This is a genomic window from Candidatus Nitrosoglobus terrae (assembly GCF_002356115.1).
Classification (GTDB): Bacteria; Pseudomonadota; Gammaproteobacteria; order Nitrosococcales; family Nitrosococcaceae; genus Nitrosoglobus; species Nitrosoglobus terrae.
The window spans coordinates 515792-531969 of record NZ_AP014836.1; the positions used below are offsets into that span (position 1 = coordinate 515792).

At 46.4% G+C, this 16178-nt stretch carries 4 protein-coding genes; all 4 read left to right on the plus strand.

Annotated features, from left to right (window positions below; genetic code table 11):
* The first annotated feature begins 219 nt into the window (after positions 1-219).
* The 4 genes from uvrA to TAO_RS09740 all read left to right on the plus strand — a co-directional run bounded on the left by uvrA (position 220) and on the right by TAO_RS09740 (position 16081).
* Positions 220-5748 (plus strand): excinuclease ABC subunit UvrA, encoded by a 5529-nt coding sequence (gene uvrA, locus TAO_RS02505; protein WP_096526468.1) that lies wholly within the window; start codon positions 220-222, stop codon positions 5746-5748.
* Positions 5749-5901: 153 nt separating this feature from the next.
* The gene (locus tag TAO_RS02510) at positions 5902-6750 is read left to right on the plus strand and encodes a RelA/SpoT domain-containing protein (RefSeq protein ID WP_096526469.1); all 849 of its coding nucleotides are present in this window, start codon (positions 5902-5904) and stop codon (positions 6748-6750) included.
* 905 nt (positions 6751-7655) lie between these two features.
* On the plus strand, positions 7656-11756 hold the full coding sequence (locus TAO_RS09735) for an RIFT barrel domain-containing protein (RefSeq protein WP_197702506.1): 4101 nt from the start codon (positions 7656-7658) through the stop codon (positions 11754-11756).
* A gap of 533 nt (positions 11757-12289) precedes the next feature.
* On the plus strand, positions 12290-16081 hold the full coding sequence (locus TAO_RS09740) for an RIFT barrel domain-containing protein (RefSeq protein ID WP_197702507.1): 3792 nt from the start codon (positions 12290-12292) through the stop codon (positions 16079-16081).
* The last annotated feature ends 97 nt before the right edge of the window (positions 16082-16178 follow it).

Below are 16178 nucleotides of genomic sequence, written 5' to 3' on the forward strand. Positions count from 1 at the left end.
AGGGGCTTTTTATTAACCTTCATAAATCTAGGGGTGATAGCAGCCAAAAAGAGAGATTTGGTCGAATTCCTTAAGTCCTTGTAGACGAAATGTCTATTGTAATGGGTGTATTATTCAGCTCAGATAAAGAAAGGTAAGGTAGATATGAAAGAGTCTGTAAAGTTAGTATAGGCTCTTTCTATTAAGGGGATGCTACATTTGGGTTATAGAGGAGCTTCTATGGTGGATAGATATATTTTAATTGAAGGGGCTCGCCAGAATAATCTAAAAAATCTTAACCTACAGCTACCCCTTAATGAGCTGATTGTAATTACTGGGGTGAGCGGTTCTGGGAAGTCTTCCTTAGCTTTTGACACCATTTATGCCGAAGGTCAGCGGCGCTATGTAGAGACCTTTTCCCCTTACGCTCGGCAGTTTCTAGATCGTATGGATAAGCCCCAAGTAGATCGCATCGAAGGGATTCCGCCAGCTATTGCTATTGATCAAGTCAACCCCGTGCGTACTTCTCGCTCCACCGTGGGCACTATGACGGAGCTTAATGATCATCTAAAATTGCTTTTTGCTCGGGCCGCTCAGCTTTATTGTCGTAACTGTGGTCAACCGGTTCAGAAAGATACGCCTAATAGTATTTACCAACAGTTATTAGCGCAATATCAGGATCGCCCTAATAAAACTCGGGTTTTAATTACCTTTGAGGTAGTTATTCCCGATAATTTTTCTGCACAAGAAATCAAAGGCTTATTGTTTAAGCAAGGCTATACCCGTATCCATTATCAGACGGATCAAATTTTAGAAATTATTCAAGATCGAGTACCCATCGTTGTTGATCAACAGGCTCGCATTATCGAAGCTCTGGAAATTGCTTTAAAGCATGGTCGAGATCGCCTTACAGTGTATCCTTTGGATGAAGAGCGTAAACCTCACTCGCCTCAGCGTTTTTCTGCTAACTTTCATTGTCCCCATTGCGATATTCCTTACCAAGAACCTGTTCCCCATCAGTTTTCCTTTAACTCTCCCCTAGGCGCTTGTGAGACTTGCCGAGGGTTTGGCCGAATTATCGGCATTGATGAGGGCTTAGTTATTCCTGATACCCAGAAAACCTTAGCGGAGGGGGCGATTAAACCTTGGCAGACTGCCAGCTATCAGGAATGTCAGGAAGATTTAATCCGCTTTGCTAATGGGTGTGGCATGCCCATTGATCGGCCTTGGCAGGATTTAACCCCCGATCAGCAGCGTTGGGTGTTGGAGGGAGAGGGCGCGTGGGAAGATAACCAATGGTACGGAGTGAAGCGGTTCTTTAGCTGGTTGGAAAGTAAAAGCTATAAGATGCATATTCGGGTGCTGTTGTCTAAATATCGAGCTTACCATCCTTGTCCGGTTTGCCAAGGAGCGCGGCTTAAACCTGAAGCTTTGCTGTGGCGGTTAGGCACAAAAGCTGATGCAGATTGGGTATTACCAGAGACAAAGCACTTCAAACCTGAATGGGAAGCTCTGCCGGGGCTGACCCTTCAGGATGTGGTGTTGTTACCTATTGCCCGTTGCCAGCAATTTTTCCAGCAGCTTAAATTACCTGCTCCTTTAGATGAGGCGACTGAGCTGTTATTAAGTGAAATTCGGACGCGCTTGGATTATCTCGTAGAAGTGGGGCTAGGTTATCTCACCTTAGATCGGCAATCCCGTACTTTAAGTGGTGGTGAGGTGCAGCGGATTAATTTAACGACTGCGCTGGGGACTTCCCTCGTCAATACCCTATTTGTCTTGGATGAGCCAAGTATTGGCCTTCACCCTCGAGATATGGCACGAATTATTCGGATTTTACAGCGACTGCGGGATGCGGGGAATTCTTTGCTGGTGGTTGAGCATGATCCTCAAGTCATGCTGGCTGCTGATCGGATCTTAGATTTAGGCCTAGGCCCAGGGGAACACGGTGGAAATTTGGTGTTTTTTGGCTCCCCTCATGAATTACCGACCCATCATTCCCTGACAGCCCAGTATTTAACAGGGAAAAAACAGATTATCAATTCATCTGTTATGGTGGCAAAGTCGGTAGCCAGTGCTTACTTTGAGATTCTTGGCGCCAGTGCCCATAATCTTAAGCAGATTAATGTTCGTTTTCCTTTAAATCGCTTGGTGTGTGTTACGGGCGTGAGCGGCTCTGGTAAATCTACCTTAGTGCAAGAAGTGCTTTATAAAGGTTGGTGCAAATTAAAAGGCAAGCCCACAGAAACCCCTGGTGCTTATCAGGCGTTGAAGGGTCACGAGCTTATTCAAGATGTGGTGCTGGTGGATCAATCTCCTATTGGGAAAACCACCCGTTCTAATCCGGCGAGCTATGTCGGTGCCCTTGAGTCATTCCGTAAGGCGTTTGCCAATGAGCCGTTAGCCCGAGAAAGGGGTTATACAGCAGGGACTTTTAGCTTTAATAATGGTGCGGGGCGTTGCCCTACTTGCAATGGTAATGGCTTTGAGCAGGTGGAGATGCAGTTTTTAAGTGATGTGTATCTTCGTTGCCCGGACTGTAATGGCCAGCGTTATCGACTAGAGATACTGGAGGTTAAGCTGCGCCCTTCTGGGGATAATCTCGGTAAATCCATCGCTGAAGTATTAGATTTGACTGTGACTGAAGCAGCGACTTTTTTTACTGATTACCCTGAAATATTACGGAAAATCGAGCCGCTTCAGGCAGTAGGGCTAGGTTACATGAAATTGGGGCAGCCAGTGCCTACTTTAAGTGGTGGCGAGGCCCAGCGGCTTAAATTGGCGGGGTATTTAAGGAAAGCGCAAGCCTATAAAAAAGAAAAGACCGGGATTTTATTTTTATTTGATGAGCCGACTACCGGCCTGCATTTTGAGGATATTACCGTTTTACTTCAGGCTTTCCGTCAATTGTTGGCCGCGGGTCATTCTTTGGTAGTGATTGAACATCATTTGGATTTGATCCAGGGGGCAGATTGGATTATTGATTTAGGGTCTGAAGGGGGTGAGGCTGGGGGGGAGGTAATTTGTAGCGGCTCTCCTGATGAGGTGATGCAATGTGAGCGCAGTCATACGGGTTTGGCACTACGAAATCATCAACAGTCTACCTTTGCTGGGGTGGCTGAACCGGTTTTAGCCTATAGGGAGGAGGTAAAGGGAGAAAACTTAGTGATTAGTATCCATAATGCCAGGGAGCATAATTTAAAAGGCATTGATCTGGAGATTCCCCGCGAGAAAATGACCGTAATTACCGGAGTTTCCGGTTCCGGTAAAAGCACGGTGGCGTTTGATATTCTCTTTGCAGAAGGTCAGCGGCGCTATTTAGAATCGCTAAATGCCTATGCTCGGCAGTTTGTGCAGCCAGCAGCTCGCCCTGACATCGACGCTGTTTTTGGGATTCCTCCCACGGTGGCTATTGAGCAGCGTATCAGCCGTGGAGGTCTGAAAAGTACCGTAGCTACGCTGACTGAGATTTACCATTTCCTACGATTGTTATTTGTAAAGCTGGGCCAGCAGTATTGCCCCGATTGCCAAATTCCCATTGAAGCGCAAACCTTGGAAATGATCCAAGCGCAACTGTTGCGAGATCATCGAGGTCGTCGCTTGCGGGTATTGGCTCCTTTAGTGGTAGCTCGTAAAGGTTATTATACTGATCTTGTTCAATGGGCTAGCAGGAAAGGATTTACCCATTTGCGAGTGGATGGTGATCTGGTAGCTACTAATAATTGGCCGCGTCTTGATCGGTTTAAGGAGCATTCTATTGAGTTGCCAGTAGGGGAGATCGTCGTGTCCTCTAAAGCAGAAAAAGCAATATATACTTTGTTGGCGCAAGCTTTAGATTTAGGCCAAGGTAGGGTTGAGCTACTACCAGTAAACCCAAGATCTTTACCCGATCAAGAAAAAATGATCTATTCTACCAAACGCGTTTGCCTAAATTGCCATCGTAACTTTATCGATCTTGATCCCCGTTTGTTTTCTTTTAATTCTAAGCATGGTTGGTGTCTTCATTGTTATGGTACGGGTCAGCAATTGCCTAATGCTGATGATATTTCTGATGAGGAGGGGCAAGCGCAGGTCAGACAGCTAGAAAATACTGATCCCTGCCCCGTTTGCCATGGCCAACGATTACGCCCTGAAGCTTTAGCGGTACGGTTCCAAAATCGAGGTATTACTGAATTTACCCGGATGTCGGTCATGGAAGCAGAGATGGTATTTCATTCATTAAAGCTACTGGGACGTGAGGCTGAAATTGCCCGAGATATCTTGCCTGAGTTGCGGTCACGGCTGAAATTCTTAAAAGAAGTAGGCTTATCTTACCTAGCTCTAGATCGGGCTGCCTCTACCCTAAGTGGGGGTGAATCCCAGCGTATTCGTTTAGCCGCCCAGCTCGGATCTAACCTGCGAGGGGTGTGCTATATCTTGGATGAGCCGACCATTGGCCTTCATCCTCGGGATAATCAAATGCTGCTGAAGACATTAACACAGCTAGGACACAAGGGAAATACCATTATTGTGGTCGAGCACGATGAGGAAACTATTCGCCGTGCTGACTATGTCATTGATCTAGGGCCAGGGGCGGGGATAAATGGGGGGCAGGTGGTCGCGGTAGGAGATGTAGCTACATTACTCAACCATCCAGAGTCAGTCACAGGTCATTGCCTAGCTCATCCTCTAGTCCATCCAGTTAGAAAAAGACGACGATCCCATTTTTCTGAACATCTGCTTGAGATTCAGGGAGCTTTTCTTCATAACTTAAAGCATTTTAATGTGAGTTTCCCGTTAGGATGCTTAATTGGGGTCACGGGCGTAAGCGGTAGTGGTAAGAGTACTTTAGTACGGCAGATACTATATAGAAATTTACGGCAATTATTGGCAGCAAGACCCAACGAGCAAGGTAAGCCTGATTTCAAGCTTGAAGGCTGTAAAAATCTTCGAGGCTGGGAAGTGATTAAGCGGGTGCTTGAGGTCGATCAAACTCCTATTGGTAAAACCCCCCGTTCTTGTCCTGCCACTTATGTTGGCTTTTGGGACGAGATCCGGCATCTTTTTTCCGAGACACCATCAGCTAAGATACGGGGTTATAAGCCTAGCCGGTTTTCCTTTAATGTTAAGGAAGGCCGCTGTCCAGCCTGTGAAGGGCAAGGGGTAAAGAAAATTGAAATGAGTTTTCTGCCCAATGTGATTATTCCCTGCGAGCTTTGTCATGGGAGTCGTTTTACGCCTGAGACATTAATGATTCACTATAAGGAGAAAAACATTGGTGAAGTCTTGGCGATGAGCGTTGAGCAAGCCGCTGAATTTTTCTCTGCCCATAAAAAGATTTATCGGCCCTTGCAGCTACTCCAGGCCGTAGGTTTGAATTATCTAAGCTTAGGTCAACCTAGCCCCACTTTAAGTGGCGGAGAGGCGCAAAGGATTCGGCTAGTTGCCGAGCTGGCTAAAATAGGGACTACTGCCCATTATCATACCTTGTATATTTTAGATGAACCCACGATTGGGCTACATATGGCCGATGTGGCCAAGCTTATCCACGTGATCCAGCAGTTGGTGGAGGGCGGTAATACCGTCATTGTGATTGAGCACAACCTAGATGTGATTGCCGAGGTGGATTGGTTAATTGATCTAGGCTCAGAAGGGGGCGAAGGGGGCGGGGAGATTGTAGCGCAAGGCTCCCCTGAAGCCGTGGCTAAAACCCGATCCGGTTCCCATACCGCCAGATTTTTGGCACGATTTTTGAGGCGATCGGGTAAGCTATCTATCTATAGCCTCTAGTGAAATATAGCGTTGTAGGGGTTAAATTTTGATACTTACAATAAGCTTATGGCTAGAATCTTTGAGCCTTTGTAATCAATATAAATGGATCAATTACTGTAACTATCTAAAACAGTAAGCTACCGCAGTATCATACCAATTGCATTTATCTACATGGAATGGATTAAGCCTCAATACAGCAAAGGAGCTATTCGCAAAGCAGGAAAAGTTCTTGCTAGCGACCATCCCGACGATAAAAAAAGTATCGAATCGTTTGATGCGCTGTCTAATTGGCGATCCGCTCATGCCTACCCTATGCAAGCGATCCTTATCCTGCTAAGAAAGACAGCGGAAAAGATACTTGGTAACGAAGCGGAAAAAATAAACAAAAATGTACTTGTTGCTCAACGATTAAAACGTGCGCCATCAATCGTACAAAAATTAAAGCGCGAATGTGGTATGCAATTAGACCGAATGGAAGATATTGGTGGCTGCCGGGCAATCGTATCAACTCTAAGCCAAGTAAAGCAGTTATCAAGTGCATTAAGGCTGAGCAAAACTGTATATATTCTACATAGAGAACGAAATTATATTGAAGAACCAAAACCATCTGGCTATCGCGGCATACATCTCATATACAAGTACGATGGTACAAAGACAGAATACAAAAATATTCCTATTGAAATACAAATACGTAGCAAAATCCAACATGCATGGGCTACAGCAGTTGAAGTAGCTGGAGTATTCACCAAGTCGGCACTAAAGGCCAGTCAAGGCTCCGATGAGTGGCTTAAGTACTTCCAATACGCAAGTGCAGAGCTCGCTAGACTTGAAGGATGCTCACCAGATCCATGTTTCAACAGCATCGACATACGCAGTGAGCTTGAGTTGCTATCCACTACACTCAATGTGTATCATCAATTCGCTGCTTTCACCATAACCACAGAACGGATAACAAAAGAGACCAAAACCAAAAATAAAAACAGCTTTTACCTGCTCACCCTAGATGTGCAAGCCAGCTAGGTAGCTATTAGAGAATTCAAAGAACCCCAAGAGGCATCGGACGAATATGCAAAGTTAGAAAAAAAATTCCACGAGGATAGCCTACATAATGTTGTGTTAGTCTCCACGTCGTCAATTAAGGCTCTAAAAAAGAGTTATCCCAACTATTTTGCAGACACCGCGCGATTCATCGCATATCTAAATCAGGCGAAAAACACCCTCACAAAATAGACAAAAGTGGTAATAAACAGCGTCTTGTTTTGAATTTCCAGATTAAACCCAGTACCTGATGCTTGTGGATTCCACCACTAGCCGCTCTCCGGAGTCAGGGCGTAAGCGGGTTGAAGGAATAAGGGGGCGATAAAAATAAATATTTTGCATGTAGTTTTCATTGCTTTTTCTCGTATTATTGGCTATAAACAATTTATTTATCGGCTATGAAAAAACGTACTTAATTAAATATGGCCTCAAAAATAACCTCTGTCCTGTGAGCCCCTCCAAGTTTTAATGAGTACCCAATAAGCCATGGGGCTTGATAGGCATCCCCAGCTCTCCCTTACGGATCTTTATTTAAGCTGCAATACGCTGCATTCTGCGCTAGATCTTATCTTTACCATCGAAATTTTTTCACTAGATAAAGACTTAGGGACGGTTCCCTGTGGATTTTTAGTTACAGTTGTATGGGGTGTATACACAATACCTCCCTCCCTACCCTTGATGTAGTTTATCTTCCTGCCTGTTTCATAGATGAATTGGGCGTTAGCGGCTAGAAAGTAAAGTACCTTTTAGCTTTGATATTGGGTTAAGAGATTGGATCTTAAATTAAATGAAAATATATAGTAATGTTAATAATTTAGATTATTTTAATCATTAAATTTATAGATAATTATGAGTTAGATTTGGAACGCTTGATGGAGTTACTAAAAATGATCAAAAAGAATAACTGGGGTATTGGGTTATTGTTAGGGGTTTTATTGGCATTAAGTATCTCGACTCCGTCTAGAGGGGCAGGGTCAGCGATCGTTATAGACAATGTAATGAGTCAATTTTCAGGGAGTCAAACGAATGTTCCAGTAACTTTTGGCCAGATCTTCAAAGCCGGTGATGTGCCCAAAGGTACTACTGTAGCGGCAATGATTAACAATCAAGCGGTTCCATTACAAGTAGATGTAAAAGCGAGCTATCCGGATGGAAGTCTCAGGCATGCCGTATTGACTGCTCAAATTCCATCTCTAGCGGGTAATAGTCAACAATCTTTACAGCTGTCGACGACAGCCTCATCATCAGGGGCGCCGCTCCCCACGCCACCTCAGAGTACGCCACCACTAACGGGCAATGATCAAGAATCCTTGCAGCAGCTGACAGCAGATCTATCAGCCCTTGGTACACCCCCCGCTACAATAGCGAAAATCACTGCATTACTAGCGAATAATCCTCAAGAAGTTTCAGTGCTGTTGGCGCAAAATTTATCAGCCCCTGGGATGTCACCTACCACGATATCACAACTGGTTGCATCCCTATCAAGTAATACCCAAGGAGCTTCACAATCCTCGACGGCAACTTCGCCAGCACCCTCGACGACAGCTTCATCCGCGGGGGCTACGTCCATCACCTTATCACAACTGTTGGCGACCTCTTACGATGCCATTGCGTCAGTGACGCTCAACGGCGCTGTCTATACAGTGGCTGCCCGTACATTACTAGAAGCAGCAGAATCTGCGGGTCAGTGTGCAGCATGGGGAACCTCCTGCAATATCTGGCTTGAGGGGTCGCTGGTGAGCGAATGGGTAGTCAACGGATCAGTGCAATCATCAGATGGGACGAGTAACCCAAATCTTAGAGTATATTTTGCGATACGGGCCTATGGCGGAGCCAATCCAGGTGAAATTGCCTATGTCAGTACTGATATTATCTTTGAGAATACTTGGGCCTATACCCTCCCGGCTTTGCTAGAATACAGCGCTACTGTGACTTCGGGCAGCGCCAGCTTTAGCAGCGAAACCCTTAGTCAATACCCTTATACCCGTTGGCATAAGGTTTTATGGTGGAATGAGCAGCAACCACAGGTCTACGTGCAGCAGAACACCCAGTATATTCAAGAGACGGGGGCTATCTCGCGCTATATGGCGCTAAGCCCAGCTGAGAGTTATCTGGCAAATCTACCCCAATCATGCCCACCACTGCAGATCTGCGATCAGGAGAAGGCGATGGGTGAAGAGGGCGCGCAAGACGGTATTGGGCCTTTACCCCTTTGGACTACGGTGTACATCGAAAACCCTGATATACGGGCCTATAACAATATGCTCGCTAATACCGATGGTATTGGGCCCTATAGCGTCCATTATCGCGATCAAGCCACGGGCTGGCCTGTGAGTATCCAGCGACATCCCTATATTACGATTACCAACTGGGGTTATGCTAATCACGCTGGGTATAACGGAAGTAGCGCTATAGATAAGAGCTATCTTGCCGATCTACTACCGCCAAATTGTACTAATTGCAATAACCCAGATAGTTATGATACGGCCCATCAGCCATCAGTAGCGTACGTGCCGTATATGGTGACTGGATCCTACTATTACATGTCCGAGCTGGCCCTTGATGCGTCGTATAATGAAATTTGGTCTGATCCGCCGGCGAGAAAGTACGCGACAGGATTGATAGGTAATTATGCTCAACCTCAGCCCCGAGGGATTGCGTGGACTATTCGCAATGTGGCCGATGCGGCCTATCTTTTACCCGATAACTACCCCCTGAAAGCAGAGTTTAATGAAGATATCAATAATAATCTTACCTTCTTCAATACCACCTACAGCAATAATCCAAGTGCCAATATCTTCGGTGTTCCGCAACCCTTTCGTGACGATGGCAGTCAACCGTGGCAGATGTCGCCATTTATGCATGCCTTTCTTGTCTGGTCATTTCAGCATCTAGCAGATCTTGGGTTTTCAGAAGCAGCGGCTTTCGTCAAGTGGTTAGGTCAGTATGAGATCCATGTCATGACCGCTTGGCAGCAAGAGCCCACGGGATTTTGTTGGACCTTAGCGGAGACCTATAATTTACCTGTCCAAACCCCGAGCGGTGATTGGTTAACCTACGATGAAGCCTACGCGCAAAAGTGGCCTACCCTTAAAGGTCTGACGTGTAACTCGCCGCAAATGGCGCAAGCACTGACCGCTGTAGGACTTCCAGATAAAGGCTATGGCCCGTATCAAGTCGGGCAGATGTTTGATCACGCCTACGCTAATGATGGTTTTCCCGCTAACTTACAAATTGCACTGGCGGCCTTAGTCGATGCGGGGGTGGCGAATGCTCAGAGTGCATGGAATATTTTTCAGTCCCGTAGTGTGCAGCCCTCTGGTGAGGATACCTATAATGATTATCCAAACTTTGCGCTGCTGCCGCGTTCAGCTACGAACGAACCGATTGTCAATATCTTTGCGAAGCCAAACCCCATGGTTTCGGGTAAAGCGTCGATTATTTACTGGGATGCGAGCGCGGCAACGAGTTGCTCAGCGCCTTGGATGTCAAATACTGAGACGGATGGGTCATTACAGGTGGTCACATCAGGGGGAAATAAAACTTACTCAGTTGGCTGTACCGGTTCTAACGGTAGTAGTGAAGCGTCATTTACCCTGTATGCAGTTGGAAATGAGCCTCCCTCTTCAAGCGCTTTATCCTCATCGTCGGGAAGTGGTAGTAAGGGTAACGAAGGGGGTAGTTCCTCTTCCTCAAGCGGCAGTGGCAGTGGAGATCCGCCATCGGTACCCCCAAATAATGGCGATCCATCCTCATCAAATGATCCTCCACCCCTTGGCGTATTACCACCACCCAGTGGTGCGCTCGGCTCAATTGCTGCCGATTGTGCCAACCTTCAAACTTGTACATTAACAGTAGAAACCAAGGGGCCATTTCCCGATCTGGATGCCGATGGTATGGGTTGGAGTAGCGGCGAATACGCACAGTTAAGCGATGGGCGTAGCTGTATCTTATTTTTGCTAGGCCATACGACTGATGGCAATCAAAACAACTCCGTACGCTGTTTTAACGCTGCAACCGATCAGTTTTCCTACCTATTGCCTAACACTGAGAATGATCAGTTTGCCATTAGCGGCAATGGTATCGCGGTACGAGATAACATGACGATGCTTAATGTGCCTAATGTAGGTTTGCTGGTTTTTGGAGGCGCTTATGGCAACATCATGCCGTCGGGCACTCCTTGGGATGGTTTTCTCGATTATAATCTTGGTCAGTGGACCTTTATTAATAATATTTATAAGTTATTTATCCCGCCGAGTAACTTCTTTACGTTAGATGGCAGTGTAGAGGTTGCTAGCTGGAGCTCAATGAATCCCGCCACGGCTTGGAGTCAGGCACGGAACGTTGGATTTGTTTATGGCGGTGATAATCATGCTGGCGATCCAAGCAATGCGCTGACTTTGGTGCAGCCAAATTCAAACGGAGACGGTCTATTTAGCCTTGAGTCGATAACACCTCCGCCGTTGGGAACCATGCCTTGTACGTTCGTTCGCAACAATGCGGTGGCAGTGGGTAATTGGGCCTATGTAGTGGGGGGTCGCTGTGACCATGCTACGGGCGGCGTCTATGATGAGAATGCCTTTAGGCGGTTTAATTTGCAAAACCAGACTTGGCAGACGCTGGCCCCTTTACCCCATCCACGGCGGATGCCCGTAGTCACCTATGACTCCCATTCAGGTTATATCGTAGTGTATGGCGGGAATGGTCTAGATCAACCGACCCCTAACGATCAAAATCAACCAGGGTATTGGCCGGCGCATAATTCAGTGTATCTCTGGAATGTGGCTACTCAAGGGCCGTGGCTTGATATCACCGAGCAAGCCAATATGCCCTATATTCGTAACGGGGCGGGGGCTTATGATCCAACAACGGGGTGGCATTGTTATCGCCCAGGTAATGTATACGATGCCAATGGAAATGTCATTAGCCCTACCTCAGCGACTCGGTCAGTCTCCTGTATGCAGCTGGAGTTTACGTCAAGTAAGTGATGAGATGGCTGTAATATTTTGTAGAGGAGAGTAGAAGGGAAGAATTGCTCTCCTTTACATTACATTGAGCAAAAAATTATAGAATAGCGCAAGAATCCACGTGATGATTTTCTGTCTGCTTTTTTATTGCCTATGAAAAAATATTCTTGAATATAGCTTTAAGAATAACTTGTATTTTATTAGCCCTTCCAAGTTTTAATTAATAAATACCTAATAAACCATGGGGCATGATCGTAATGCCTCAACCGTCCTTAGTAATCTTTATTTTAGCTGTGATGTACCGCATTTTGTGCGCTACGTCATAATTTTGTTATCAAAATATTTTCAGCAAACTAGAGTTAAGCGATAGTTGTTGCTGTTTTTTTAGCTGCAGCTACGTAGTTATATTTATGAATTTAAAATCTTATCTTTATACTGGGACAAATACTTTTATTAACATAAATTTAAAAAATATCTTTAATCTTAATAATTTATATTCAAAAAATGTCTTTGCTAAAAGCTAGATTAGATCATTAGATGAGGCTATGAATGAGATGATCAAAAAGAATAACTGGGGTATTGGGTTATTGTTAGGGGTTTTATTGGCATTAAGTATCTCGACTCCGTCTAGAGGGGCAGGGTCAGCGATCGTTATAGATAATGTAATGAGTCAATTTTCAGGGAGTCAAACGAATGTTCCAGTAACTTTTGGTCAGATCTTCAAAGTCGGTGATGTGCCCAAAGGTACTACTGTAGCGGCAATGATTAACAATCAAGCGATTCCATTACAAGTAGATGTAAAAGCGAGCTATCCGGATGGAAGTCTCAGGCATGCCGTATTGACTGCTCAAATTCCATCTCTAGCGGGTAATAGTCAACAATCTTTACAGCTGTCGACGACAGCTTCATCCGCGGGGGCTACGTCCATCACCTTATCACAACTGTTGGCGACCTCTTACGATGCCATTGCGTCAGTGACGCTCAACGGCGCTGTCTATACAGTGGCTGCCCGTACATTACTAGAAGCAGCAGAATCTGCGGGTCAGTGTGCAGCATGGGGAACCTCCTGCAATATCTGGCTTGAGGGGTCGCTGGTGAGCGAATGGGTAGTCAACGGATCAGTGCAATCATCAGATGGGACGAGTAACCCAAATCTTAGAGTATATTTTGCGATACGGGCCTATGGCGGAGCCAATCCAGGTGAAATTGCCTATGTCAGTACTGATATTATCTTTGAGAATACTTGGGCCTATACCCTCCCGGCTTTGCTAGAATACAGCGCTACTGTGACTTCGGGCAGCGCCAGCTTTAGCAGCGAAACCCTTAGTCAATACCCTTATACCCGTTGGCATAAGGTTTTATGGTGGAATGAGCAGCAACCACAGGTCTACGTGCAGCAGAACACCCAGTATATTCAAGAGACGGGGGCTATCTCGCGCTATATGGCGCTAAGCCCAGCTGAGAGTTATCTGGCAAATCTACCCCAATCATGCCCACCACTGCAGATCTGCGATCAGGAGAAGGCGATGGGTGAAGAGGGCGCGCAAGACGGTATTGGGCCTTTACCCCTTTGGACTACGGTGTACATCGAAAACCCTGATATACGGGCCTATAACAATATGCTCGCTAATACCGATGGTATTGGGCCCTATAGCGTCCATTATCGCGATCAAGCCACGGGCTGGCCTGTGAGTATCCAGCGACATCCCTATATTACGATTACCAACTGGGGTTATGCTAATCACGCTGGGTATAACGGAAGTAGCGCTATAGATAAGAGCTATCTTGCCGATCTACTACCGCCAAATTGTACTAATTGCAATAACCCAGATAGTTATGATACGGCCCATCAGCCATCAGTAGCGTACGTGCCGTATATGGTGACTGGATCCTACTATTACATGTCCGAGCTGGCCCTTGATGCGTCGTATAATGAAATTTGGTCTGATCCGCCGGCGAGAAAGTACGCGACAGGATTGATAGGTAATTATGCTCAACCTCAGCCCCGAGGGATTGCGTGGACTATTCGCAATGTGGCCGATGCGGCCTATCTTTTACCCGATAACTACCCCCTGAAAGCAGAGTTTAATGAAGATATCAATAATAATCTTACCTTCTTCAATACCACCTACAGCAATAATCCAAGTGCCAATATCTTCGGTGTTCCGCAACCCTTTCGTGACGATGGCAGTCAACCGTGGCAGATGTCGCCATTTATGCATGCCTTTCTTGTCTGGTCATTTCAGCATCTAGCAGATCTTGGGTTTTCAGAAGCAGCGGCTTTCGTCAAGTGGTTAGGTCAGTATGAGATCCATGTCATGACCGCTTGGCAGCAAGAGCCCACGGGATTTTGTTGGACCTTAGCGGAGACCTATAATTTACCTGTCCAAACCCCGAGCGGTGATTGGTTAACCTACGATGAAGCCTACGCGCAAAAGTGGCCTACCCTTAAAGGTCTGACGTGTAACTCGCCGCAAATGGCGCAAGCACTGACCGCTGTAGGACTTCCAGATAAAGGCTATGGCCCGTATCAAGTCGGGCAGATGTTTGATCACGCCTACGCTAATGATGGTTTTCCCGCTAACTTACAAATTGCACTGGCGGCCTTAGTCGATGCGGGGGTGGCGAATGCTCAGAGTGCATGGAATATTTTTCAGTCCCGTAGTGTGCAGCCCTCTGGTGAGGATACCTATAATGATTATCCAAACTTTGCGCTGCTGCCGCGTTCAGCTACGAACGAACCGATTGTCAATATCTTTGCGAAGCCAAACCCCATGGTTTCGGGTAAAGCGTCGATTATTTACTGGGATGCGAGCGCGGCAACGAGTTGCTCAGCGCCTTGGATGTCAAATACTGAGACGGATGGGTCATTACAGGTGGTCACATCAGGGGGAAATAAAACTTACTCAGTTGGCTGTACCGGTTCTAACGGTAGTAGTGAAGCGTCATTTACCCTGTATGCAGTTGGAAATGAGCCTCCCTCTTCAAGCGCTTTATCCTCATCGTCGGGAAGTGGTAGTAAGGGTAACGAAGGGGGTAGTTCCTCTTCCTCAAGCGGCAGTGGCAGTGGAGATCCGCCATCGGTACCCCCAAATAATGGCGATCCATCCTCATCAAATGATCCTCCACCCCTTGGCGTATTACCACCACCCAGTGGTGCGCTCGGCTCAATTGCTGCCGATTGTGCCAACCTTCAAACTTGTACATTAACAGTAGAAACCAAGGGGCCATTTCCCGATCTGGATGCCGATGGTATGGGTTGGAGTAGCGGCGAATACGCACAGTTAAGCGATGGGCGTAGCTGTATCTTATTTTTGCTAGGCCATACGACTGATGGCAATCAAAACAACTCCGTACGCTGTTTTAACGCTGCAACCGATCAGTTTTCCTACCTATTGCCTAACACTGAGAATGATCAGTTTGCCATTAGCGGCAATGGTATCGCGGTACGAGATAACATGACGATGCTTAATGTGCCTAATGTAGGTTTGCTGGTTTTTGGAGGCGCTTATGGCAACATCATGCCGTCGGGCACTCCTTGGGATGGTTTTCTCGATTATAATCTTGGTCAGTGGACCTTTATTAATAATATTTATAAGTTATTTATCCCGCCGAGTAACTTCTTTACGTTAGATGGCAGTGTAGAGGTTGCTAGCTGGAGCTCAATGAATCCCGCCACGGCTTGGAGTCAGGCACGGAACGTTGGATTTGTTTATGGCGGTGATAATCATGCTGGCGATCCAAGCAATGCGCTGACTTTGGTGCAGCCAAATTCAAACGGAGACGGTCTATTTAGCCTTGAGTCGATAACACCTCCGCCGTTGGGAACCATGCCTTGTACGCTCGTTCGCAACAATGCGGTGGCAGTGGGTAATTGGGCCTATGTAGTGGGGGGTCGCTGTGACCATGCTACGGGCGGCGTCTATGATGAGAATGCCTTTAGGCGGTTTAATTTGCAAAACCAGACTTGGCAGACGCTGGCCCCTTTACCCCATCCACGGCGGATGCCCGTAGTCACCTATGACTCCCATTCAGGTTATATCGTAGTGTATGGCGGGAATGGTCTAGATCAACCGACCCCTAACGATCAAAATCAACCAGGGTATTGGCCGGCGCATAATTCAGTGTATCTCTGGAATGTGGCTACTCAAGGGCCGTGGCTTGATATCACCGAGCAAGCCAATATGCCCTATATTCGTAACGGGGCGGGGGCTTATGATCCAACAACGGGGTGGCATTGTTATCGCCCAGGTAATGTATACGATGCTAATGGAAATGTCATTAGCTTTACCTCAGCGACTCGGTCAGTCTCCTGTATGCAGCTGGAGTTTACGTCAAGTAAGTAATGAGATGGCTGTAATATTTCGTAGAGAGGCGAGGGCTACCAGCCTCTCTTGCGAATTATGCCTGCTTAGCTAAACTAAAGAGTACGTGATTAGTAGA

Bases quoted from the DNA above. Each gene is read 5' to 3' on its own strand.
- TAO_RS09735 (WP_197702506.1), top strand. From the start codon at position 7,656: ATGATCAAAAAGAATAACTGGGGTATTGGGTTATTGTTAGGGGTTTTA.
- TAO_RS09740 (WP_197702507.1), top strand. From the start codon at position 12,290: ATGATCAAAAAGAATAACTGGGGTATTGGGTTATTGTTAGGGGTTTTA.
- TAO_RS02510 (WP_096526469.1), top strand. From the start codon at position 5,902: ATGGAATGGATTAAGCCTCAATACAGCAAAGGAGCTATTCGCAAAGCA.
- uvrA (WP_096526468.1), top strand. From the start codon at position 220: ATGGTGGATAGATATATTTTAATTGAAGGGGCTCGCCAGAATAATCTA.